24 protein-coding genes and 1 tRNA gene are annotated in these 22,515 nt (G+C 69.0%); 16 read left to right on the top strand and 9 right to left on the bottom strand.

All coding sequences use genetic code 11. The features are described from left to right. The first annotated feature begins 58 nt into the window (after positions 1-58). The gene (locus EPN98_RS01405; RefSeq protein WP_293359227.1) at positions 59-1,843 is read left to right on the top strand and encodes a hybrid sensor histidine kinase/response regulator; all 1,785 of its coding nucleotides are present in this window, start codon (positions 59-61) and stop codon (positions 1,841-1,843) included. On the opposite strand, the gene EPN98_RS01400 is transcribed toward EPN98_RS01405, so the two are convergent. Further along, positions 1,800-2,465 (bottom strand): response regulator transcription factor, encoded by a 666-nt coding sequence (locus EPN98_RS01400; protein WP_293359224.1) that lies wholly within the window; start codon positions 2,463-2,465, stop codon positions 1,800-1,802. The genes EPN98_RS01405 and EPN98_RS01400 overlap by 44 nt on opposite strands. Positions 2,466-3,015: 550 nt before the next feature. Between EPN98_RS01400 and rpoD the strand changes: the two genes are divergently transcribed. Further along, positions 3,016-4,965 (top strand): RNA polymerase sigma factor RpoD, encoded by a 1,950-nt coding sequence (rpoD, locus tag EPN98_RS01395; protein ID WP_293359222.1) that lies wholly within the window; start codon positions 3,016-3,018, stop codon positions 4,963-4,965. 197 nt (positions 4,966-5,162) lie between these two features. Further along, positions 5,163-6,803 carry a M28 family metallopeptidase gene (locus tag EPN98_RS01390; protein ID WP_293359220.1) on the top strand — a complete coding sequence of 547 codons (1,641 nt, stop codon included), beginning with the start codon at positions 5,163-5,165 and terminating at the stop codon, positions 6,801-6,803. A gap of 87 nt (positions 6,804-6,890) precedes the next feature. On the opposite strand, the gene EPN98_RS01385 is transcribed toward EPN98_RS01390, so the two are convergent. Next, positions 6,891-7,511: a TIGR02466 family protein gene (locus EPN98_RS01385; RefSeq protein ID WP_293359217.1), complete on the bottom strand. Its 621-nt coding sequence runs from the start codon at positions 7,509-7,511 to the stop codon at positions 6,891-6,893. Between the two features lie 166 nt (positions 7,512-7,677). Between EPN98_RS01385 and EPN98_RS01380 the strand changes: the two genes are divergently transcribed. Next, positions 7,678-8,547 (top strand): hypothetical protein, encoded by an 870-nt coding sequence (locus EPN98_RS01380; protein ID WP_293359214.1) that lies wholly within the window; start codon positions 7,678-7,680, stop codon positions 8,545-8,547. A 71-nt stretch (positions 8,548-8,618) separates the two neighbouring features. Beyond that, positions 8,619-9,071 (top strand): DUF6152 family protein, encoded by a 453-nt coding sequence (locus EPN98_RS01375; RefSeq protein ID WP_293359212.1) that lies wholly within the window; start codon positions 8,619-8,621, stop codon positions 9,069-9,071. An 84-nt stretch (positions 9,072-9,155) separates the two neighbouring features. On the opposite strand, the gene EPN98_RS01370 is transcribed toward EPN98_RS01375, so the two are convergent. The 3 genes from EPN98_RS01370 to EPN98_RS01360 are packed head-to-tail and all read right to left on the bottom strand — an operon-like array spanning position 9,156 to position 11,052. Continuing rightward, positions 9,156-9,374, bottom strand: a complete 219-nt coding sequence (locus EPN98_RS01370) for a flagellar basal body rod C-terminal domain-containing protein (RefSeq protein WP_293359209.1) — start codon at positions 9,372-9,374, stop codon at positions 9,156-9,158. A 52-nt stretch (positions 9,375-9,426) separates the two neighbouring features. Next, on the bottom strand, positions 9,427-9,798 hold the full coding sequence (locus EPN98_RS01365) for a TfoX/Sxy family protein (protein WP_293359206.1): 372 nt from the start codon (positions 9,796-9,798) through the stop codon (positions 9,427-9,429). A gap of 12 nt (positions 9,799-9,810) precedes the next feature. Beyond that, entirely contained in the window at positions 9,811-11,052 is a 1,242-nt protein-coding gene (locus EPN98_RS01360) for a serine hydrolase domain-containing protein (RefSeq protein WP_293359203.1), read from the bottom strand. A 170-nt stretch (positions 11,053-11,222) separates the two neighbouring features. On the opposite strand from EPN98_RS01360, the gene EPN98_RS01355 reads away from it, so the two are divergent. From EPN98_RS01355 to EPN98_RS01345, 3 genes are all read left to right on the top strand, one after another. Then, positions 11,223-12,089, top strand: coding sequence for an alpha/beta hydrolase (locus tag EPN98_RS01355; protein WP_293359200.1), 867 nt, complete (start codon positions 11,223-11,225; stop codon positions 12,087-12,089). Between the two features lie 196 nt (positions 12,090-12,285). After that, on the top strand, positions 12,286-12,642 hold the full coding sequence (gene panD / locus EPN98_RS01350) for an aspartate 1-decarboxylase (RefSeq protein WP_293359197.1): 357 nt from the start codon (positions 12,286-12,288) through the stop codon (positions 12,640-12,642). 4 nt (positions 12,643-12,646) lie between these two features. Continuing rightward, positions 12,647-13,102, top strand: a complete 456-nt coding sequence (locus tag EPN98_RS01345) for a hypothetical protein (protein ID WP_293359194.1) — start codon at positions 12,647-12,649, stop codon at positions 13,100-13,102. Here the strand turns inward: EPN98_RS01345 and EPN98_RS01340 are convergent. Continuing rightward, positions 13,099-13,842, bottom strand: a complete 744-nt coding sequence (locus tag EPN98_RS01340) for an SIMPL domain-containing protein (protein ID WP_293359191.1) — start codon at positions 13,840-13,842, stop codon at positions 13,099-13,101. The genes EPN98_RS01345 and EPN98_RS01340 overlap by 4 nt on opposite strands. Positions 13,843-13,957: 115 nt before the next feature. Here EPN98_RS01340 and EPN98_RS01335 point away from each other — a divergent pair. The 8 genes from EPN98_RS01335 (at position 13,958) to phnN (ending at position 19,909) form a co-directional block, all read left to right on the top strand. After that, positions 13,958-14,033 (top strand) — tRNA-Ile (locus EPN98_RS01335). Positions 14,034-14,317: 284 nt separating this feature from the next. Beyond that, on the top strand, positions 14,318-15,271 hold the full coding sequence (gene phnD, locus EPN98_RS01330; RefSeq protein ID WP_293359188.1) for a phosphate/phosphite/phosphonate ABC transporter substrate-binding protein: 954 nt from the start codon (positions 14,318-14,320) through the stop codon (positions 15,269-15,271). Further along, positions 15,268-16,113, top strand: a complete 846-nt coding sequence (locus EPN98_RS01325) for a PhnD/SsuA/transferrin family substrate-binding protein (protein ID WP_293359185.1) — start codon at positions 15,268-15,270, stop codon at positions 16,111-16,113. The genes phnD and EPN98_RS01325 overlap by 4 nt, the downstream gene beginning before the upstream one ends. Continuing rightward, positions 16,110-16,991: a phosphonate ABC transporter, permease protein PhnE gene (phnE, locus tag EPN98_RS01320; RefSeq protein ID WP_293359182.1), complete on the top strand. Its 882-nt coding sequence runs from the start codon at positions 16,110-16,112 to the stop codon at positions 16,989-16,991. The genes EPN98_RS01325 and phnE (EPN98_RS01320) overlap by 4 nt, the downstream gene beginning before the upstream one ends. Then, positions 16,988-17,809: a phosphonate ABC transporter, permease protein PhnE gene (phnE, locus tag EPN98_RS01315; RefSeq protein WP_293359179.1), complete on the top strand. Its 822-nt coding sequence runs from the start codon at positions 16,988-16,990 to the stop codon at positions 17,807-17,809. Before phnE (EPN98_RS01320) ends, phnE (EPN98_RS01315) begins: the two co-directional genes overlap by 4 nt. Before the next feature lie 99 nt (positions 17,810-17,908). Continuing rightward, positions 17,909-18,685, top strand: a complete 777-nt coding sequence (gene phnC / locus EPN98_RS01310; RefSeq protein WP_293359176.1) for a phosphonate ABC transporter ATP-binding protein — start codon at positions 17,909-17,911, stop codon at positions 18,683-18,685. Then, positions 18,685-19,368 (top strand): hypothetical protein, encoded by a 684-nt coding sequence (locus EPN98_RS01305; protein ID WP_293359173.1) that lies wholly within the window; start codon positions 18,685-18,687, stop codon positions 19,366-19,368. The genes phnC and EPN98_RS01305 overlap by 1 nt, the downstream gene beginning before the upstream one ends. Next, positions 19,295-19,909 carry a phosphonate metabolism protein/1,5-bisphosphokinase (PRPP-forming) PhnN gene (gene phnN / locus EPN98_RS01300; protein ID WP_293359171.1) on the top strand — a complete coding sequence of 205 codons (615 nt, stop codon included), beginning with the start codon at positions 19,295-19,297 and terminating at the stop codon, positions 19,907-19,909. The genes EPN98_RS01305 and phnN overlap by 74 nt, the downstream gene beginning before the upstream one ends. Positions 19,910-19,970: 61 nt before the next feature. Here phnN and EPN98_RS01295 read toward each other — a convergent pair whose 3' ends face one another. From EPN98_RS01295 to phnL, 3 genes are read right to left on the bottom strand one after another with little or no spacing between them, the layout of a single operon-like run. After that, a complete protein-coding gene (locus EPN98_RS01295; protein ID WP_293359169.1) occupies positions 19,971-20,672 on the bottom strand; it encodes a DUF1045 domain-containing protein in 702 nt (233 codons plus the stop codon). Further along, positions 20,669-21,808, bottom strand: a complete 1,140-nt coding sequence (locus tag EPN98_RS01290) for an alpha-D-ribose 1-methylphosphonate 5-triphosphate diphosphatase (protein WP_293359166.1) — start codon at positions 21,806-21,808, stop codon at positions 20,669-20,671. The genes EPN98_RS01295 and EPN98_RS01290 overlap by 4 nt, the downstream gene beginning before the upstream one ends. Continuing rightward, complete coding sequence (gene phnL / locus EPN98_RS01285; protein WP_293359164.1) at positions 21,808-22,512, bottom strand: phosphonate C-P lyase system protein PhnL; 705 nt, start codon at positions 22,510-22,512, stop codon at positions 21,808-21,810. Before phnL ends, EPN98_RS01290 begins: the two co-directional genes overlap by 1 nt. Positions 22,513-22,515: the final 3 nt, after the last annotated feature.

Below are 22,515 nucleotides of genomic sequence, written 5' to 3'. Positions count from 1 at the left end.
GGGATCTACGACTTTAGTCCAATTTCGAAGCTCGGCCTCACGGCGTACAACTTGCGCCATGGACGGGGCGCGCGATGGGGAACAGCCGGCGCCGACGCTGACCGACAAGGTCCGCGCCGAGCAGGTCCGCATGCTCTACGCCGACAGCGCCTCGTACTTCTCGACCATGGCCGCCAGCACCACGTTGGCCGGTATCCTCATCTGGCAGAACGCGCTTTCGCCGACGATCGCGGCGCTCTGGCTGGGCTTCATGGCGTTGCATACGGTGGTCCGCCTGGGCGTGCGGGCGGCCTACAACCGGGTCCGGCCGCCCGTCGCCGAATGGCGCAAGTGGGGGCGCTGGTTCGTCGCCGGCTGCATTGTCAGCGGGCTGACATGGGCCGTGGCTCTGCCGTTCCTGCTGTCGCCCGAGCGCTTCGACCTGCAGACCCTGGTGATCGTATCGCTGGTGATCGGCACCTACGGCGTCATCGGCTCGGCCGGCGCGCTGAAGTCGGCGTTCCTCACCTTCTTCCTGCCCTTCCCCTCGGTGGTGGGCTGGATGCTGTTCCAGGGCGACACCCTGCACATCGCCTGCGCCATCCTGCTGTGCCTTTGGCTGCCCAGCGTGCTGACCATGGGCTCACGCTTCAACGAGACGCTGGAGGAAGCGCTCAAGCTGAGGTTCGAAAACGCCGCCCTGGCCGACGACCTGCGCGCCCAGAAACAGGTGGCCGAACAGAACAGCCTGGCCAAGTCACGATTCCTGGCGGCCGCCAGCCACGACCTGCGCCAGCCCGTGCATGCTCTGGGCATGTTCATCGGGGCGATGCGCGGTCGCCGGCTGCCCCGCCGCTCGCTCGAGCTGGTGGATCAGATGGACGCCTCGATCGGCGCCCTGGACGGCCTGTTCAGTTCGCTGCTCGACGTCTCGCGCCTGGACGCCGGCGTCATCGAGAGCAAACCCGTGGCGATGCCCGTGCAGCCCCTGCTGGCCCGGATCTGCCGCGAGCTTGAGCCCGAGGCTGAAGCCAAGGGGATCGACTTGGTGGTCGTGCCGACGACGGCCTGGGTCCGCAGTGATCCGGTCCTGTTGGAGCGTGTGCTGCGCAACCTCATCAGCAACGCCGTGCGCCACACGCAAAAGGGCTGGGTGGTGGTGGGCTGCCGGCGTCGCGGGCGCAGCTATTGCCTTGAAGTGCGCGATACGGGCCCGGGCATCCCGGAAGACCTGCAGGAGTCCGTGTTCGAAGAGTTCTACCAGGTCGACAATCCCGACCGCGATCGGGCCAAGGGCCTGGGCCTGGGTCTGCCCATCGTGCGCCGCCTGACCGCCATCCTGGATCATCCGCTGGAGATGGAGAGCGAGGTGGGGCAGGGGACGACGTTCCGGGTGTTGGTCCCGCGCGCCGCAGCCGCCCGGATCGACCCGCCGCCGGCGCTCCGCGCAGGTGTGCTTGCCGACGTGCGCACCGGCGTGATCCTGGCCGTCGACGACGAACAGGCGATCCGGGTGGGGATGACCGCGCTGCTCGAAAGCTGGGGCCATACGGTGATCGCGGCCTCCGGCAGCGAAGCGGCGATCGCGGCGCTCCGGGCGCGGCCGGCGCCGGACGTCATCGTCTGTGACCACCGCTTACGGGGCGAGACCGGCGTCGAGGCCATCCGGCGCATCCATGGAGCGCTGGGCGTCGACGTCCCCGCGATCCTGGTGACCGGCGACACCTCGCCCGAGAACATCCGCGACGTGCAGGCCAGCGGCTATCCGTTGCTGCACAAGCCGTTGTCGCACGCCAGGCTGCGCGCGGCGGTGACCGCGCTCATTCGCCGTCGCGCGAGCCCGACGGCAGTGGCTGCGGAATGAGTCCGGCCGCCTGGGCGGCGTTGGCGGCCTGGGTTCGGTTGGTGACGGCCAGGGTGCGAAAGATCGCGCCGACATGGGCCTTCACCGTCTTCTCCGACAGGTTGAACTTGCGGCCGATCTCCTTGTTGGAGAGCCCGCGGGCCAGGGCTTCCAGCACCTCGCCCTGGCGGGGCGTCAGCTCCAGCAGGGGCCCGCGCTCAGGCCGCCCACGCATGGGCGTTTCGCCCGCCCGCAACATCTGGGACGGGACGTAGATCTCGCCGGCCATCACCATGCGCACCGCGGTCAGCAGCACCTCGGGGCTGGCCGATTTTGGCACATAGCCTAACGCGCCGCAGTGGAGCGCCTCGCGGACGTCCTCGGGATCTTCGGACGACGACAGGATCAGGACGGGCAACTCGGGGCGACGCCGGCCGATCTCGCCAATGGCCGCGAACCCGTCCGCGCCCGGCATGCGCAGGTCGAGGAGCACGGCGTCCAGGTCGGCCCGGGTGGCGACCACCGCCAGCGCCTGCGCCACATCGCCCGCATGAACGACCTCGGTCGCCGCGCCCTGATCGCGCAGCAGCGCTGCAAGCCCTTGCCGGACCAGGGTGTGATCGTCGACCACCAGGATCTTCATGTCGACTAGGTGACTCTGGGTTGAGAGTCGGCGCAAGCGCCGGGCGCCCGTGGGTTGCTCCAACAGCACTTGCGGATCGCCTCGACCGCCGGTTGCCAATGGATCGCCTTCCGGTCTGTGAGATGCGGCGAAACGACCGGGTCGGCCCGCCCATTCCGCGCCTCGCCTTGACACCGGACGACTCGCACGCCATCTGCGGGCCTGCGGATTTAGCGCGCTACGACAGACATCGCCGGGCCGTTGCGAACACGAACGCGCCCCCCACGCGGATCATGATGTCTCCCTCGATGTGCGGAAATCTCAGTGGTCGCGCCGTTCCCGCGGTCGACGCCACGCAGGCGCTGTGAAGGTCTCCCTTCGCGGCGACCGTCTGCATGGCGCGTCCAATGGCGGTGACGAGGCGTAGCCACTGGTGAAACGCGATCAGATTGCACGGAACGAATTGGCGGGCTGCGGGTCGTATTGACGCGACCTCTCGATCCCGGGCCGCCGCCCACCATTTTCGGCCCGCCGCTTGCAAGAGGGGCGGCAGCCGATTTCGGAGATTTAGATGAGCGCTAATACGGCCGAAACCGAAGCCCCCGAGTCCACGGCCGGCGACGGTCCGCTGCTCGACCTCACGGATGCGGCGGTCAAGAAGTTCATCAAGCAGGCCAAGACCCGCGGCTACGTCACGATGGACGAGCTGAACAAGGTCCTGCCGTCCGAGGAAGTCACCTCGGAACAGATCGAAGACACCCTCGCCATGCTGAGCGAGATGGGCGTCAACGTCGTCGAGTCGGAAGACGACGCCGAGGGCGGCGAAGTGGCCGTGCGCGAGGAATCGGCGGTCGTGGAAACGACCAAGGAGCCCGCCTACGACCGCACCGACGACCCGGTCCGCATGTACCTGCGCGAGATGGGCTCGGTGGAGCTGCTGTCGCGCGAGGGCGAAATCGCCATCGCCAAGCGCATCGAGGCTGGCCGCGACACGATGATCCGCGGGCTGTGCGAGAGCGCGCTGACCTTCGAAGCCATCATGGTGTGGCGCGAGGAACTGGAAGGCGGTCGCATCCTGCTGCGCGAGGTCATCGACCTCGAACAGACCTATGGCGGCGTGAACGCCGCCGCGGCCGAGGAGCTGGCCGCCAATGCGCCGCCGGCCGAGGAAGAAGAAGCCGCCGAGGTCAATGAGGACGGTGAAGCCGTCGCCAAGGGCGAGAGCGACGACGACGACGAATTCGACGACGGCGCCGGCCCCACCATCAGCGCGATGGAGGCCGAGCTGCGCGAAGGCGTCATGGCGACGCTGGACGCCATCGCCGGTGAATTCGAAGCCTTCCGCCTGCTGCAGGAAAAGCTGGTCGGCGCGAAGCTGAAGGGCGAGGACCTGAGCGAGAAGGACCGCGCCGCCTACCAGGCCGCCGCGGGCGCCATCGTTCTGCACCTCAAGACCCTGAAGCTGAACAACAACCGCATCGAGGCGCTAGTCGAGCAGCTCTATGCGATCAACAAGCGCCTGATGGTCCTGGAAGGCCGCCTGCTGCGTCTGGCCGACAGCTACGGCATCAGCCGCGGCGAGTTCCTGAAGGCCTACTTCGGCCAGGAAATGCGCCCCGACTGGCGCGACCAGGTGAAGGCCCTGGGCGTGCGCTGGACCAAGTTCGCCGACAACGACGCCGGCCAGATCACCGACATCCGCAACGAGATCGCGGCTCTGGCGCAAGAGACGGGCGTGCCGATCGACGACTATCGCCGCATCGTGCAGACCGTCCAGAAGGGCGAGCGTGAGGCCCGTCAGGCGAAGAAGGAAATGGTCGAGGCCAACTTGCGCCTCGTGATCTCCATCGCCAAGAAATACACCAACCGCGGCCTGCAGTTCCTGGACCTGATCCAGGAGGGCAACATCGGCCTGATGAAGGCGGTGGACAAGTTCGAGTACCGGCGCGGCTACAAGTTCTCGACCTACGCCACCTGGTGGATCCGGCAGGCGATCACCCGCTCGATCGCCGACCAGGCCCGGACCATCCGCATCCCGGTGCACATGATCGAGACGATCAACAAGATCGTCCGCACCAGCCGCCAGATGCTGCACGAGATCGGCCGCGAGCCGACCCCGGAAGAGCTGGCCGAGAAGCTGGCCATGCCGCTGGAGAAGGTGCGCAAGGTCCTGAAGATCGCCAAGGAGCCGATCAGCCTCGAGACCCCGATCGGCGACGAGGAAGACAGCCACCTCGGCGACTTCATTGAAGACAAGAACGCCATCCTGCCGATCGATGCGGCCATTCAGTCGAACCTGCGCGAGACCACCACCCGCGTGCTGGCGTCGCTGACGCCGCGCGAAGAACGTGTCCTGCGCATGCGCTTCGGCATCGGCATGAACACCGACCACACTCTGGAAGAGGTGGGTCAGCAGTTCAGCGTCACCCGTGAGCGGATCCGCCAGATCGAGGCCAAGGCGCTGCGCAAGCTGAAGCACCCGTCGCGGTCGCGGAAGCTGCGGAGCTTCCTGGACAGCTGATCCGGCTCGTTCGGTGACTCCATCCCAAGGCTGGCGGCGTGAGCTGATCGGCTGGAACTCCCCGGGGCTCAACTCCGGGGAGTTTTCGTAAGCGCCCGTTCGATGGGGCGTATCCGTGTTGAAAACGCTGGGAAAATCCCGCGCTGGCGCGGCGGCGCGCGCCTGCGCTAGAGATGGCGCAAACCTGGGAGTTTCGCTTGAACCCGTCACCGATCCTGGCCGGCCTCGCGGCCACGGCCCTGCTTGTCTCCTCCGCCACCGCGCAGACGCCCGCCGGCTTCCAGCCATCCGCCGACAATATCCGGGCGCACGTGAGCTTCCTGGCCAGCGACCTGCTGGAAGGTCGCGAAGCGGGTTCGAAAGGCTATGACATCGCCGCCGGCTACGTCGCCTCGCAGTTCGCACAACTGGGTCTGAAGCCCGCAGGCCAGGACGGGACCTACTTCCAGACCGTGCCGCTGGTCGCGTTCCGGCCGGCAGAGGAGGGTGTCTTCACCGTGCGTGGCAAGGACGGCGTCGCTGCCCCGCTGGTGTTCGGCGAGGAGGTGCTGAGCGGCCGCAACGCCGGCCCGCGGGATCACAAGGTCTCGGCCCCTCTGGTGTTCGCCGGCTGGGGGGTCGTCGCGCCCGAGAAGAAGCATGATGACTACAAGGGCCTGAACGTGAAGGGGAAGATCGTGGTCGTCCTCACCGGCGGCCCGCCCGGCTTCCAGACCGAGGAGCGCGCCTTCTACGGCAACGCCCGCACCAAACAGCTCGCGGCGGCCAAGGCCGGGGCGGTCGGCGTGATCTATGTCTCGACGCCCAAGGACGAGGCCCGCAGGCCTTTCGTCGAGGGCAAGCGCACGTGGCGCGCCTGGTCCATGACCTGGCGCGGCCCGGACGGGAAGGGCTTCGAGGCCGCGCCCGGCGCGCCCGGCCTGGGCAGCGTCAGTGTCAAGGGCGCCGAGAAGCTGTTCGCCGGCGCCCCCAAGACGTTCGCCGAGGTCGCCGCGACGGCCGACAGCGGCAAGGGCGCAGTCCCGCGTTTCCCGCTGACCACCAGCCTGGACGTGACGCTGCGCACCGAGGTGAAGACCATCCAGAGCGCCAATGTCGGGGGCCTGATCGAGGGATCGGACCCCAAGCTGAAGGACGAGGTGATCGTCCTGTCGGCCCACCTGGACCATATCGGCGTCACGGCGCCGCTGAACGGGGACGAGATCAACAACGGCGCGCTCGACAACGCCGGCGGCATCGCCACCACGCTGGAGGTGGCGCGCGGCTTCCGCGAGATCGGCAAGGCGCCGCGCCGCTCGGTGCTGTTCCTGGCCGTCACCGCCGAGGAGAAGGGCCTGTTGGGCGCGGAGTACTTCGCGCGCAATCCCACCGTGCCGGGCGCCCTGGTGGCCAACGTCAACCTGGACATGCCGATCCTGACCTACGACTTCCTGGACGTGGTGGCGTTCGGCGCCGAGCGCTCCACGCTGGCGCCGGCGGTGCAACGCGCGGCCCAGCGGGTGGGGGTCGCGCTCTCGCCCGATCCGATGCCGGAGGAGGGACTGTTCACCCGCTCGGATCACTTCCGCTTCGTGGAGGTGGGCGTGCCCTCGACGTTCCTGATGACCGGCTTCCAGAACGGCGGCGAGGCCAAGTTCCGCGGCTTCCTCAAGGATTGCTACCACAAGCCCTGCGACGACCTGGGACAGGGGATCGACTACGCGGCCGGCGCCAAGTTCGCCCGGATCAACTACGAGATCGCCCGCGAGCTGGCCGACGCGGACGCGCGCCCGCAGTGGAACAAGGGCGACTTCTTCGGGACCAGGTTCGCCCCGGCTCACGCCATCGCGGATCGTTAGGGGCTGCAACGCAGCGTCACGACTCTGATCGCTGCGGCTATGTGCGCGCCGCAGCGGTCGGGGTAGCGTCCGGACGTGACGATCGCCCTACCGCCACCCGTAGTTGAAGCTGACGCTGACCCGCGGAGTCTTGGCGCGGTTCACGGGCACCTCGTGGCGGAGCCAGCTCTCCCACATGTAGATCGTACCGGGCTGAGGCTGCAGGTAGACGAAGGTCTGGGCGGCCTCGGGCGCGTCGGGCCTGCGGGGCGGGGCGGCCATCATCAGCGGGAGGCGCGGATCCTCGAGGCGCAGCGCGCTCGCGCCGGGGGGCGTGGCCACATAGACCGTGCCCGACAGCACGCTGTGCGGGTGGACGTGGCCCGAGTGGGCCGCCCCGGGCTTGAGGATATTCACCCACAGGCTGTCCATGCGCAGCTTGCCGCCCTGAAGGTCGAAGGCGAGCTGATCGGCGAAGATCCTGGCGTGCCTGTCGAGTCGCCGCTTCAACTCATCGAAGACGCTCATCCGCTGAGGCAGGTCGTTCAGCGACGCGTACGAGGTGTACCCGCCGTAGCCGTGCGCCCGGCTCCAAGCGCGTCCGGCGACGTCCTCTTCCGAGAGGGACTGGCAGGCGTCCAAAATCTCGCGGTTGAAATTTTCGAAGCTACGGTCTGTTGTAAGGCTGGCTTCGTAGACCGGCGTGGCGAAGAGCGGGCGCAGCGTCATGCTGCGCGGCTTAAAGCAGCCTCCGGATTTGTGAAAGTGGGCGCAATCGCCGCGCCGGAGTTTGTCAAAAGGTCGGCGTCGCTGGCGCCGTCCGCGAAGGTTGATTAGGGTTGGCGTCAATTACAGCTTCGCCGGTTCCAGGCAGAGCTTTGGGGGAAACGAGAACATGATGAAGTTCATGGCGGCGCTGGCTGTTGTGGGCCTGGTGGCGGCGGCCCCGGCGCCAGTGCTGGCGCAGAAGGCCAAGGCGGGCGCGACCTACAAGGCTCCGCGCGGTCCGGACGGCAAGCATCCCGATCTCAATGGCGTCTGGCAGGTGATGAACACCGCCGGCTGGGACATCGAGCCCCACGCTGCGCGCGCGGCGCTGCAGATGCGGCCCGGCCCGTTCGTGCCCGTGCCGGCCAAGGCCGTGGTGGCGCTGGGCGCGGTGGGCGCGGTGCCGGCGGGTCTCGGCATCGTGGAAGGCGGCGAGATCCCCTACACCCCCGAAGCCAAGAAGAAGCGCGACGAGAACCGGGCCAACTACCTCAGCCTGGAGACCGGCGATCCCGAGGTGAAGTGCTACCTGCCCGGCGTGCCGCGCGCGAACTACATGCACCTGCCGTTCCAGATCTTCCAATCCGAGAAGTCGATGATCGTCGCCTATGAATACGCGGGCGCGGTGCGGAACTTCCTCTTCACCGATCCGGGCCCGGCCCCGGTCGACAGCTGGATGGGCCAGTCGGTGGCGAAGTGGGACGGCGACAGCCTGGTGGTGACGGTCACCGGCATGAATGACCGCACCTGGTTCGACCGCGCGGGCAACCACCACTCAGACCAGATGAAGGTCGAGGAGCGCTGGACACCGACGGGCCCTGGCGTGATGCGCTACGAGGCCACGATCACCGACCCGGCCACCTTCACCCGACCGTGGAAGATGAGCTTCAATCTCTACAAGCGTCAGGGCGAGGACGCGCGCCTGAACCAGTTCAAGTGCGTCGAGTTCGTCGAGGAGCTGATGTACGGCGACCTGCGCAAGGAACCGCTGAAGTAGCGAATTAAGGAATCGGTCGGCAAACCCGACCTTCTAGAGATACAGTCTGCATCCGGCGTTGGAGGCGCGAGATGACGAAGAAGAAGCTGATCATTGCGGGGGCCGTTGGCGCGGCGCTCGCAGTCGCCGCCGCTGGCGGCGCGGCGTGGGCCCACCACGCCTTCGCGGCCGAGTTCGACGGGAAGGCCCCGGTCCTGCTGCGCGGCAAGGTCACGCGGGTGGAGTGGATCAATCCGCACGCCTGGGTCCACATGGCGGCGGTCAACAAGGACGGCACCACCACGGCGTGGATGGTCGAGGGCGGCACGCCCAACACCCTGATGCGCTCGGGGATCACCAAGGCCTCGCTGCCTCCGGGCACCGAAATTATCGTCCGCGGCTATCAGTCCAAGGACAAGCTCTGCCGTCCGGCCTGCAAGGCCAACGGCCGTGACGTGACGTTCCCCGACGGCAAGAAGCTGTTCATGGGTTCGTCGGGCACCGGCGCGCCGACCGACGGGGCGGACCCGACCGAGAAGAAATAGGATTTCCGGCGCGAGCCGGATGCGGAAAGGGGAGCCGCGAGGCTCCCCTTTTTCGTGCGTGGAAGGCGAGGCTGAGCCGTAAGGCTATTTCTGGATCGCCAGCAGCGAGTCCCACATGTCCTGGGCGAAGCCGATCACCGAAAGGTTGGCGGTGAAGGCATGCTTGGACTGGATCATCTCGACCATCGCGCCCTCGACGTCGACGGGCTGGTCGCCGCCCATGCGGGAGACTTCGGCGGCGGCCGTTTCGAAGCGGCGCGAGGCCGCCATGAGGCCGTAGCGGGCGGTGGCGATCGGGTCCATGCCGCCACGCTGACACGAGACCGGTTAAGCCGGTGCTCGCAAACGTCCTGAACTAAGTCTTACGCGGCTTCCGGGGCTTCTTGTCCTTCGGCGGCATCGCCGACGTGAAGGCGTACGCCGCCTGCAGGAGTTCACTGTAGCGGCCCTCGTCCTCCAGCACCGCGTCGGGCAGCACCACATAGGCCCGCATCGGCCGGCCCGGCATCGGCTCGAAATGGCGTACGCCGAACTCCGCGTCGAGCGCGGCGTGCAGGGTGGGGGGCAGGCGTGCGAACGCGACCTCCTGGAGAAGGCCAGCGAACATGTTGCCGTTCACGAAGGCGCACGGCTGTCCGAACATGCGTCGCCGTTCCAGTCCCGGCCCCTCGGGCAGGCAGGCATGGAACAGATCCACCATGCCCTGAGAGGCCTTGGTCCAGGCCATGGCGGATCGATCCTAGCCCAGCGCGGCGTAGACCATCTTCTGGAACATGGGGCAGCCGATGCGGCCGGTCGGACGCTGACCCTGCATGGCGGTCACCGCCTCGGGCCCCAGCGGCATGGAGTCCTGGATCAGGTAGATCAGGATCATGTCGTTGGCCGGATCGGCCTGCCACCAGGTGCCGAAGGCGCCCGGCCAGCCGAACGAACCCGCAGCGCCGGCGCCCATCCATTCGTGCTTCTGGGCGTCCAGCACCATCGATGTGCCGAGGCCGAAGCCCTGGGACAGCCAGAACGGCATGCCCATGAAGGTGTGACCGCGCTGCTCCTCGGTGAGGAGGTTCGTGGTCATGGCGTCGACCGTCTCAGACTTGGCCAGGCGCACGCCGTCCACCTCGCCGCGGCCCAGCATCAGGCGGGCGAACTTCAGATAGTCGTCGAGGCAGGACACCAGCCCGCCGCCGCCGCCCTCGAATGGCGCAGGGGTCGGCGGATCGGACCATGAGACGTCCTTCAGCCCGCCTTCCAGCGGCGCCTGGTACAGCTTGGCCATGCGGCCGCGCTTCTCGGGCGGTGTCCAGAAGCCGGTGTCGTGCATGCCCAGCGGCGCGAAGATGCGCGCCTTCAGCGCCTCGCCCAGCGACTTGCCTTCGATGCGCGCCACCAGGAAGCCCAGCACGTCGGTGGCGTGGCTGTAGTGGAAGCGCTCGCCCGGCTGATAGCTGAGCGGCAGCTCGCCCAGGCGCTTCATCCACTCGTCGGGGGCATGCGGATTGGCCAGCGCCGAGCCCAGTTTCTCTTCATGGGCGTGGGCGATCGGGCCCATCGACGTAAACCCGTAGGCCAGGCCCGAGCGGTGGGTCATCAGGTCTTCGACCGTGATGTCGCGGTGCGCCGGCACGGTGGAGTCCAGCGACCCTGTCGCGTCGGTCAGGACCTGCATGTCCTCGAACTCGGGCAGCCACCGGGTGATCGGGTCGGTGAGTTTCAGCTTGCCTTCCTCGACCAGCATCAGCGCGGCCAGGGTGGTCACGGGCTTGGTCATGGAGGCGATGCGGAAGAGCGTATCGCGCTCCATCGGCAGGCCGCCTTCGATGTCGCGCCGGCCGATAGTGTTGACCTGCACCACTTCGCCGCGGCGCCAGACCATCGTCACCATGCCCGAGAGGGCGCCCTGGTCGACCAGCCCCTGCAGCGCCGGTTCCACCTGCGCCAGCACTTCCGGCTTGAAGCCTGCCGGGGCCTGAGCTCCATCCACGTGACGTCTCCCTTATCGTTGTTCAGTTGGATTAGCGCAGGGCGGCAGGGCCGGCGTCAAGCGCGACGCAAGGGCAGGGCGCCTTGCGTCCTGGCGCCTGGACCCAACGTACAGGCGAAGGGCGCGGCGACAGTTGCGCCGCCGCGCCCGCGTCCGTAGGTCTGGCCTGGATGTCTGTTCCCATCAGCAAGCGTTCGGCCCTGGCCGCCCTCTCCGGAACCGTAGCTGCGGCCTGCTCGCCGCTCAGCCTGTTCGCCACCCTGTCGCCGAAAGACCCCGCCAGCCAGGTGGCGCGCGGCGCGGCCTATGGCGCGGGCGAGCGCCAGCGCCTGGATGTCTATGCGCCGCGAAAGGGCTCCCAGCCCGCGCCGGTGGCGGTGTTCTTCTATGGCGGCTCGTGGGATTCGGGTCGCCGCCAGGACTACAACTGGGCCGGCCGCGCCCTCGCGTCACGCGGCTTCCTGACGATCGTGGCCGACTACCGACTCTACCCCGAGGTCCGCTATCCCGGCTTCCTGGAGGACGGCGCACAAGCCGTGGCCTGGGCCAATCAGAACGCCCGGCGCCTGGGCGGCGATCCCGGCCGCACGGTGCTCGTGGGCCACTCGGCCGGCGCCTACAATGCCGTGATGTTGGCGTTGAACGGGCGCTATCTGCAGGCCGCCGGCGTCGATCCGAAGTCGGTGAAGGCGATGGCCGGCCTTTCGGGGCCCTACGACTTCCTGCCGATCGCCAGCGACATCACCCGGCGGATCTTCGGCGCCGCAGACGATCTGCCGTCGACCCAGCCCCTGGCCTTTGTGCGCCCCGACTCGCCGCCCGCGTTCCTCGCGACCGGCGCGGCGGACGATATGGTGTGGCCCAAGAACACGATCGCGCTGGCCCGGAAGCTGCGCGATGCGGGGGTTCCGGTCGAGGAGCGCCACTACGACGGCGTCGACCATGTGAACATGGTGCTGGCGCTGTCGCGGCCGCTCCGGGGACGGGCGCCGGTGCTGGACGAAATGACCAAATTCCTGCGTCGCTACGCAAGCTGATCACTCTGCTGCGGCGCGGAAGGGGACGGAAGTCGCGCAAATTCCACAGGTGACCGGTGTCACGAAAAACCCTTACAGCGTAAGGAAATCGTGGGCTGGGCGGACCCGGCGGCAGCTCGCTGCATTGCCGCATTGAACCGTGTGCGGGCCGTGCGTATATGCCCGGCCTCGGGGCTCTAGCCGGCAAGGACCGCATATGTTGCTCACGCTGATGAAGGCCAAGCTGCACCGCGCCACGGTGACCCAGGCCGACATGGATTACGAGGGCTCCATCGCCATCGATCGCGATCTGCTCGACGCCTCCGGCATCCTGCCGCACGAGCAGGTGGACGTGCTGAACATCACCAACGGCGCGCGCTTCACCACCTATGCCATCGAAGCGCCACGTGGTTCGCGTGTGATCGGCGTCAATGGCGCCGCCGCCCGGCTCGTCCAGAAGGGCGACAAGGTGATCGTCGTCACCTATGGGATGCTGCCCGCCGAGGAAGCCCGCAACTATGCTCCGACCGTGGTCCTGCTGGACGACGCCAACCAGATCAAGAACGCCGCCTAAGGCCTTGGCGGGGGCCGCGCTGGCGGCCCTCTCCCTCGCCGCCTGCTCGCCGACCGCGCCGCCGGGCGTCGATCGCGACCAGCTGGACGCGGCCGTCTCGCGCGCCATCGGCGACCCCAACAGCTGCCTGCTGATCGCCCAGGCGGGGACAGGCAGGCTCTACTACCGCTACAACTCCCACACGGCCTGCGACCGGGAGCAGCCCTCGTGCGAGGGACCCGACAGGGTCAAGGTGGGCCAGCTCCTGGACCGTACGGTCAAGAGCCGCGCGGCCGTCACGCTCAGCTGCGACAGCAAGGCCGACGCTTCGCGCGGTGTCGGCTGGGCGGCCGGTCCCATCGCCGGGACCGACCTCGTCTATGCCGCGATGATGGAGGGCGATCGCGCCTTCCCGGGCCGGATGATGGCCGACCGCCTGGAAGGCGCTTTCCGTCGCGCGAAGGTGTCGAAGGCGCCTTAGCGGGTGACTTCGTAGAGGCCCGAGACGTCGATGCGCACCGTAAGCTCCCCGCCCTGCACGGGCGTGACGTCCTTGGCGAAGCCGCGGGCCGCGGCCATCTCCAGCATCGGCGCCGGGGGACGCGGCGAGTAGCCGCCGCCTTCGCTCAGCGAGACCAGCCGCGCGACGCGATAGCCGGTGGCCTTGGCGTAGAGGTCGGCCTTGGCCGCCAGCGCCTTCACGGCCGCCTCCCGGGCCGCGTTCTCGGGTGCCGTAGCATCCACCAGGCCGAAGCTGACGCCCTGGATCTGGTTGGCGCCGGCGTTGACCGTCGCATCGACCGCGCCGCCCAGTTTCTTCAGGTCCAGCACCCGGATCGTGACCTGGTTCGAGACCTGGTAGCCGGTCAGGATCGGGGCTTGGTTCTCCACATACCTGTACTGGGGGTTCAGGTTCAGGCCCGAGGTCTGAATGTCCTTCTGGGCGATGCCGGCCTTCTTCAGGCTGGCGATCACCGCGTTCATGCGTGTTGCGTTGGCGGTCATCGCCTCGTCGGCGGTCTTTCCCTCGGTCATGACGCCCAGGGCGATCATCGCCATGTCGGGCTCCACCCGGGTCTCGCCATAGGCGGCGAGGTTCAGCGTGGTGGCGCGGAACATGGTGTCGGCCGCGGGCGGCGTGGCCTGGGCCAGGGCGGCGGGGGCCGCGGCGGTGAGGGTCAGCGCCAGCCCAAGTCCGGCGGCGCGCATCAGGGTCTTCATCGGTAGCTCCAGTGGGGGAGGATGGAACGAGCCTCATCCCTCGCAATTCCAACCTGAACGCAAGCTTTAAGCGCCGTGCAGCCCATGCTAACCGCCGCGGGTAAGTGCGCTGCAGGGGCCTGTAGCTCAATGGTTAGAGCCGACCGCTCATAACGGTCTGGTTGCAGGTTCGAGTCCTGCCGGGCCCACCAGCAGCAGTCACGACCGTCACGCGTTCCCCGGCGACCGCCGCCCGCGAAGGTCTTCCGCAACCGGCTTCGTTAACCGCCCGCCTTCGGGCGTGACCTCGACGCCTGGCCTCGCGCGCGGGAGCGCGAGACCATCGGGCGGGACCCAGGTCGGGATACTGATCAACGCGGCCGACAAGCGGCCCAACGCGCATCCAATCGTCATTCAGGCGTCACCGAGCCGACACGCGCGCCGGGGATTCATGCCGCGACGCGGGCGGCGGCGCCGGCGGCAGCATGGTGAGGGCATGGCACGATCGGCATGGCGGGCGGGCTTGCTCGTCGCGGGGCTGCTGGCGCTGGCGGGGTGCGGCGAGCGCGCGCCCAGCGCCTCCGCCGACTGGCGCGGCGAGATCAAGGAAGTGAAGATGGCTATCAGCGGCAACAACGACGACCCGCAGCTGGTCCGTCGCCGCGAAGTCTACCGTGAGCACCTGTCCAAGGCGTTGGGCATGCCGGTGCGTCTGTATGAGTCCTCGGACTACAACGGCGTCATCCAGGCGATTTCGTCGGGGCAGGTGGACTTCGCGAATATCGCTGGCGGCGGCTACGCCAACGTCGACGCCCAGGTGGGCGACAAGGTCGCCCCGCTGCTGACCCCGCGCCAGGCCGAGGGCGAGACCGGCTATTACTCGGCGCTGGTCGTCCGCGCCGCCAGTCCGATGAAATCGCTGGCCGACATGAAGGGCCATAGCCTGGGCTACGTCGACTACAACTCCACTTCCGGATATCTCTATCCGCGCGCCGCGCTGCGGAAGCAGGGCATCGACCCGGACACGTTCTTCGGAAAGACCAGCTTCGCAGGCGGCCATACCCAGGCGGTGATGGCCCTGGCGAACGGCCAGTTCGATGCGGCGATCCTCCAGGCCAGCGGCGGCACCCCTGAGACCGGGTTCACCCGCGGACCATTGCGCACCCTGGCGCGCGAAGGCCTGGTGGATATCGATGATTTCCGGATCGTCTGGACGGCGGGGCCCATCCCCAGCGAGGCGCTGGTCGCCCGCACCGACCGACCACAGGCGCTGATCGACCTGGTCCGCGGCGCCATGGCGGCGCTGCCCTACGACGAGCCCGCGCTGTGGACCGAGATCGGTCAGCTGGACGGTTCGGCCTACACAGCGGTCGATCGCCGGCACTACCAGGAGATCATCGACCTGCGCCGCGAAGAGCTGGCCCAGCGGCGTGGCGGAGGTCGGCCGTGAGGCTCGCCGCGCTCGCACTGGCCGTGGCCGTCGTCTTCACCGCCGTGGGGGCTCGCGCCGAGCCGTTCCGTATCGCCGTCACGGGCGCCAAGGCCGCCTGCGCGCCGCTGGGCGGCGACGCCGCGGTCGGCGAACGGGCCTACTACGACCTGCTGAGCAAGCGGCTCGCCCGCCCGGTGCTGAAGTGCGGCTACGCCGGCGTGGCTGACGCCGCCGCCGGCCTGGCGCGCGGCGAGGCCGACATGGCGTGGCTTGACCCTGCGGCGTTCGCGCCCGTCCGCGCCCAGACCCGCGCGATCCTGACCGTCCGCGGCGCCCGCGAGTCCAACCGGATCGCGGTGGTCGTGGCTGTGCGCGCGGCGAATACGGCCCGCGACGCTGTCGCGCTGAAGGGGCTGAGCATCGGTTTCGGCGGACGTTCCCCGGCGGGCCTGGCCACACCCCAGACCGTGCTGGCCGAGCGCGGTCTGCCTCCGGCCAGCTATAGCGCGAAGATCGACGTCGACGGCGACCAGGCCATCGCCGAACTGCGGGCGGGCCGGGTCGACGCCGTGGCCGTCCATGCGGCGGCCTGGCAGCGGGTCTGCCGGATGGTCTCGCCCAAAGTTCCGAACCCCTGCGCCGATCTGCGCATCGTGCTGAAGGCCCGCCCCCGCGCTGCGGAGGCGCTTGTCGTGCGTCGCGATATCCCGGACGAGCTGCGCTATCGCCTGATCGGCCTTCATATGCCGATGCACCTGGAGGCGCCGGCGGCCTTTGCGTTCGCGACTCTGCGGGCAAAGGACGCCGCCGAGTTCCAGCCGGCGGAGGCCGATGCGCTGATCCTGGCGACGCTCAAGTGACCGCGGCCGTCGAGGTTTTCGAACAGGAGCGTCGGCGCGTTCTGCGCCGGCGCCGCGCCGAGGCGCTGATCGGGTTGCTGGCGTTTTCGGCGCTGCTCGCGCTCGCGTTCCAGCGGAGCGAGTTCTTCTCGGCCGACATCGGCGGCGACCCGCTGGGCCGCATCGGCGAGTTCCTGGCCCGCATGGTTCCTGACCTCAAGGCCGAGGCCCTGCTGGAGGACCGGCAAGCGCGCGGGTCGCTGGCATGGTGGTACTACGACCTGCCTCTTTGGCTGCGGACAGGGTGGCAGACCGTAGAGATGGCGTTGATCGCCACCACGGCCGGCGCAGCGGCGGCGTGCTTCGCGGGCTTTGCCTGCGCGCGCAACCTGATGCCGCTGGCGCCTGTCCGGTTCGTGGTGCGCCGGACCCTGGAGCTGATCCGGACGCTGCCCGATCTTATCGTTGCGCTGATCCTGGTGGCCGCATTCGGCGTGGGGCCTCTGGCGGGCGTGATCACGCTGGCGCTCTCGACCTTCGGCTCGCTGGGCAAGCTGTTCGCCGAGGTCAACGAGGAAGTCGACCCACGACCGCTGGAGGCGTTGGAGGCCAGCGGCGCGGGGCTGGCCCGGAAGATCCGCTACGGCGTGCTGCCCCAGGTGCTGCCAAACTACGCATCTTACGCGCTGCTGCGCCTGGAAGGGAACGTGGCCGCCGCCGCCGCCCTGGGCATCGTGGGCGCCGGGGGCATCGGGGTCGAGCTGCAGCGGGCGATCACCTACACCGAGTTCGACACCTACCTGGCGATCCTGCTGCTGATCGTGGCGATGATCTTCCTGATCGACATCGGATCCGAGCAGATTCGCCACCGCCTCATTGGCCTGGGAGCCAAGCGATGACGCCGGCCGACATGGATCAGGCGCTGGAGCTGTCGCCCCGGGCCGTCCGCCCCAGCTGGCGCGATCGGGTGCTGCGCGGCCTGATCGGCGCTCTGGCCCTTGCCGCGCTGATTGCGATGGCGGTCGACGTCGGCGTCACGCCGACCGCGCTGGCGGCTGGCTCGGGCAAGCTGGCCACGTTCCTGCGGGCGATGATCCCGCCCAACGCTGGCGGCGAGCTGGTGCGTATCGTCCGAGCGCTGGGCGAGACCTTCGCCATGGCGTTCGCGGGCACCGTGCTGGCGGCCGTCGCCGCACTGCCGTTGGGGGTCTTCGGTGCGAAGTCAGTTGTGCCCCAGCCGCTGCTGCATTTCGGCTTCCGCCGGGTGCTGGACATGTTCCGGGGCGTGCCGGCGCTGGTGTGGGCGCTGATCTTCGTCGCCGCGTTCGGCCTGGGACCGTTCGGCGGCGTGCTGGCCCTGGCCATCGCGGACGTGCCGGGCCTGGCCAAGCTGTATGCCGAGGCGATCGAGAATTGCGACGAGAAGCCGTTGGAGGGCCTGCGCTCGGCGGGCGCCGCGCCGCCCGTGGTCCTGCGCTATGGCCTGCTGCCGCAGGTGGCGCCTCTGATGGCCAGTCAGACGCTCTTCTTCCTGGAGAGCAATTTCCGCAACGCCGCGGTGCTGGGCATCGTGGGCGCGGGCGGCATCGGCTTCGAACTGGAAGAGCGGATCCGCATCTTCGCGTTCGACGAGGTGGCCTTCATCGTCCTGCTCTACGTTGTGTGCGTGGCGGTTCTGGACACGATTTCCCAGCGCCTGCGCGCGCGGCTGGCCTGACCCGACAACCTGGCGTCTCGTCGCTTTGCCCGCGACCCGCGACGTCATGGGGGCGTCACCTGGGAGGCCTACTCTCACCGTGACAGCAGCGGAGGGTCGATGCTCGAGCTCCAGGGAGTGACCAAGCGCTTCGGCGATACGGTCGCGGTCGACAACGTGTCGCTGGCGTGCCGCCGCGGCGAGATGGTCGGGATCATCGGCCGGTCCGGCGCCGGCAAGTCGACCCTGCTTCGGATGATCAACCGACTTAGCGAGCCCGACGCAGGCAAGATCCTCTGGGAAAGCCGAGAGGTGAGCCGCCTGCGCGGCGATGACCTGAGGCGTTGGCGGCGCCGCTGCGCGATGATCTTCCAGCAGTTCAACCTCTGCCCGCGGCTGGACGTGGTCACCAACGTGCTGGTGGGCGTGGTCGCCGAGCGACCGCTGGGGCCCACGCTGTTCAAGATCTTCCCGGCCGCGGATCGCGCCCGCGCGGTGCTGGAGCTGGACGCGCTGGATATGGCGCATGCGGCGCTGCAGCGGGCTGGCACGCTCTCGGGCGGTCAGCAGCAGCGGGTGGCCATTGCGCGGGCCATGCTGCAGGACCCCGACGTCGTGCTGGCCGACGAGCCGGTCGCCTCGCTGGATCCCGTCAACGCCGAGGTGGTGATGGAGGCCCTGCAGCGGATCTGCCACGAGCGGAACGTGCCGGTGCTGGTCAACCTGCATAGCCTGGAGATCGCGCGGACGTACTGCACGCGGGTGATCGCCATGGCCAAGGGCGCGGTCGTCTTCGACGGCCCGCCCCAGGGTCTGACGCCGGCAGTGCTGGAACGCGTCTATGGCCGCCGCGCTGGCCGCACGCTGGAGCCGCTGCCTGCGGTCGAGGCGGCCTGATGCTGCGCCTGGCCGAACGTCCGCTGGAGCCGGGGGACCGCTATTTCGAGCGCCACACGCCGGCCGGCGCCGATGAGCTGGACCCGGCGGCGCCGGTGATCCATCCGGAAGCGTCGGTTCACGACTGCGTCCTGGGCGCCTGGACCCGCGTGGGCGCCCGCACCAGCCTCTCGGAAGTGACGATGGGGGCGTACAGCTACGTCGTGAACGACGCCTCGGCGACCTACGCCGAGATCGGGAAGTTCTGCTCGATCGCCCGTGACGCACGGATCAATCCGGGCAACCATCCGACCTGGAAGGCGGCCCAGCACCACTTCAGCTATCGTGCGGTGTCGTACCGCCTCGCCGAGGCCGACGATCAGGAATTCTTCGAGTGGCGGCGTTCGCATCGCGTGGTCCTGGGCCACGATGTCTGGATCGGGCACGGCGCCACGGTGCTGCCGGGCGTGACCGTCGGCACGGGATCGGTCGTCGGCGCGGGCGCCGTGGTGTCGAAGGACGTGCCCCCGTTCACGATCGTGGGCGGAGTGCCGTCGCATCCGATCCGCGAGCGCTTCCCGAAGGCCGTGCAGGACGGCCTGCTGGCGCTCGCCTGGTGGGACTGGAGCCATGACCGCCTCGCTGAAGCCCTCGAAGACTTCCGCCGCCTCGACGCCCACGCCTTCGTCGAAAAGCACAGCTGACGGCCTTTTGGTGCTGGTGGTCGGCCCATCTGGGGTCGGCAAGGATACGCTGCTGGATGGCGCCCGCGCGGTGTTGGCCGGCGACGCGAGCGTGCTGTTCGCCCGGCGCGAGATCACCCGGGCGGCCGACGCCGGCGGCGAGGATCACGATCACGTCGGCGAGGCCGACTTTCAGGCCCGGCGGGCCAGGGGCGGATACCTGCTGGCCTGGGAGGCGCACGGCTTCGGCTATGGTCTACCCGCCGAACTGGCCGCCGAGCTCTGTGCCGGCCGCACGGTCGTCGCCAACGTGTCGCGGGCCGTTCTGGACGAGGCCCGATCGCGGTTCGCGCGCGTGCGAGTGGTGTCGATCTCGGCCAGCCCCGCCACCGTCGCACGGCGTCTGGCGGCCCGCGGCCGCGAGGACGCCGCCGGCATCCGGGACCGGCTGGCCCGCGCCGATCTCTACGTCACCCAGGGTGATGACGTGGTCGAGGTCCGGAACGACGGCTCGCCAGAAGCGGGCGTGGCCGCGCTCGTGGCGGCGATCCGCGGGGCCTGAGAGCTCCCAAACTCGCCCAATCGGCGCTCTTCCCGGAGGCCGTGGAGCGTCGTCGAGAGGTTTAGGCGGCGACAGACGCCCGAAGCGTGCAGCGGGCGAGGATGTCGAAGGGCGCTTGGCGATCCGTCTGGCGGAACACGGCGACGGCGTCGAAGCGATGCGGACCGCTCTCGGCCGCGAAGTGTTCCTGAAGCGCCGCCAGCACGCGCTCTCGAAGGGCGTCGTCGCGGATCGCGCCGGTCAGGGTCATGTGGAAGCGGAAGTCCTCGAAGACATAGGGATAGCCCCAACTGACGAGGCGCTCGTCTTGCTCCGGGGTAAGGTTCGCTTTGCGGCGTCGGGCCAGGTCGGCGTCGCCCAGCGGCGCGCGGAAGGTCTCAAAGCCGCGCACGCAGGCCGCGTGCAGGGTGACCATATCCGCGTCGCCATCCAGCAACCGGAACGCCAGGAATCGGCCCAGCGCGGCCGGGGCGATGGCGGCCTCGAATGGCGCCAGCCCGGCGGCGAAGTCGGCCGCCGCCGCGAGCAGCTCGGACTCGGTCTTGCCCTCGGCCAGTTCGAACGGGGCCTTCAGTGTCGCGTGGAAGCCGTAATGGCGAGGGTCGGCGGTGAGGGCGCCCACGTCTAGGCCGTCGAGCCCCGGGATGACCGGGCGCGCGGCGTCCTTGCCCGTGAAAGCGTCGCGGCCCAGCCAGGCCGAGGCCTTGCGCCAGAGTGCGGAGACCTCGGGTGGGGCGTAGTAGATGGCGTAGCGCGCCGTCATGCGACCCGCAGGCCCTCGCGCCAGACCTCGCCCGGGACGGGCCAGCCATCGGCGCCGCGGCGGACGCGGATCAGGTCGGCGCGCTGGCCGGGCGCGATCTCGCCGCGATCGGTCAGACCAACCGAACGGGCCGGGTTTACGGCGACGGTCGCCAGCGCCTTTTCCGGCGCCCAGCCGAAGCGGTCGATCAGCATGAATGCCGAGCGCAGCATCGACAGCGGCACATAGTCGGAAGCCAGGATGTCGAGCATGTCTTCCTCGGCGCAGACGCGGGCCGACAGATTGCCCGAATGCGACGAGCCGCGCACGAAGTTGGGGCCGCCCATACAGATCATCATGCCGTAGTCGCGCGAGGCCCGCGCCGCCTCGAGGGTCACCGGGAACTCGGCGATGACGCAGCCGTCGGCATGAGCCTCGTCCACATGGGCGACGGTGGCGTCGTCATGGGCGCAGAGCGGCACGCCGAACTCGCGCGCGATAGCGACGACGCTGCGGCGGTTGTCATGGGCGACCGAGGGATCGCGGCCCTGGTGCTGCTGGACCAGGAACTCCTGGGCCTCTTTCTCGGAGTGGCCGCCGGCCAAGAGGCGCGTGCGCAGGCCCGCCACATCGGTCGTCTGCCGCTGGCCCGGCGTGTGGTCCATCACCGACAGCAGCCGCAGGCGCGCGTGGTCGGCATGAGGCTCCAGCAGGTCCAGGAGCTCGGGGTTGGTGACTTCGCAGCGCAGATGCAGCAGGTGCTCGGCGCGCAGGGCGACGTCTGCGGTCGCCTGGTCCATCGCCGCGATCATCGGGCCCAGCGAGGCCTTGCGGTCCAGGCCGTCCTTCATGCCGTGCAGGCTGAGCGAATCCAGGACCGTGGTGATCCCGGCCGAAGCGCACTGGCCGTCGTGGGCCAGCGCGGCGCCATAGGCATCCCACAGCGCGCCCGGGCGCGGCTGGTAGTGGCGCTCCAGGTTGTCGGTGTGGATGTCGACCAGGCCGGGGACCAGCCAGTCGGCGCCCCAGTCCTCGACGCCCACCGATGCGGACCTGGCCGGCTCGATGGCCAGGATGGCCCCGTCGCGCACTGTGACCTCGGCGCGAAACAGGCCTTCGGGCGTGACGACGTGCTCGGAGAAGATCCGCCTCTCCATCACGCCGCCGCCTTGAAGTCGGTGACCGAGAACAGCCGCGTCGCCACCGCATCGCGCACGTCGTGGTCGTGGAAGATGCCGATCATCGCCGCGCCGCCGGCAAGGGCCTCGCGGATCAGGTTGACCACGATGGCGCGGTTCTCGGCGTCGAGCGACGCCGTTGGCTCGTCCAGCAGCAGGACGGGATAGTTGCGGATGAAGCTGCGGGCGATGTTCACCCGTTGCTGCTCCCCGCCCGAGAAGGTCGCCGGCGGCAGGTCCCAGTGGGCGCGGGGCAGGCGCAGGGATGTCAGCAGCCGTTCGGCCCGCTCCTGCGCCTCGGCTGGATCGACGCCGTTCTCCAGCAGGGGCTCGGTCACCAGCTGCAGGGTGGAGATCCGCGGGATCACCCGCAGGAACTGGCTGACATAACCCAGAGTGCGGCGGCGCACGTCGATCACCTGGTGCGGCGCGGCGCGCGTGATGTCCACGTACTCGCCGTCGTGAAGGACCCGCACGCCGCCGGCTGAGGGCAGGTAGTTGCCGTAGATGGCGCGCATCAGGGTGGACTTGCCGACGCCGGACTCGCCCGCCAGCACCACGCACTCGCCGGGGCGCACCTCCAGCCGCAGCCCGCTGAACACCGGGATCGCCGCGGCCTCGGCGTTGTGCAGGACGAAGGTCTTGGCCAGGTCGTCGACGACGATCAGGGGGAGGCTGCTCATGAC

It is taken from the genome of Phenylobacterium sp., assembly GCF_004299445.1.
In the GTDB taxonomy this organism is placed as follows: domain Bacteria; phylum Pseudomonadota; class Alphaproteobacteria; order Caulobacterales; family Caulobacteraceae; genus Phenylobacterium.
This window is presented reverse-complemented; position numbering and strand designations above follow the sequence as displayed.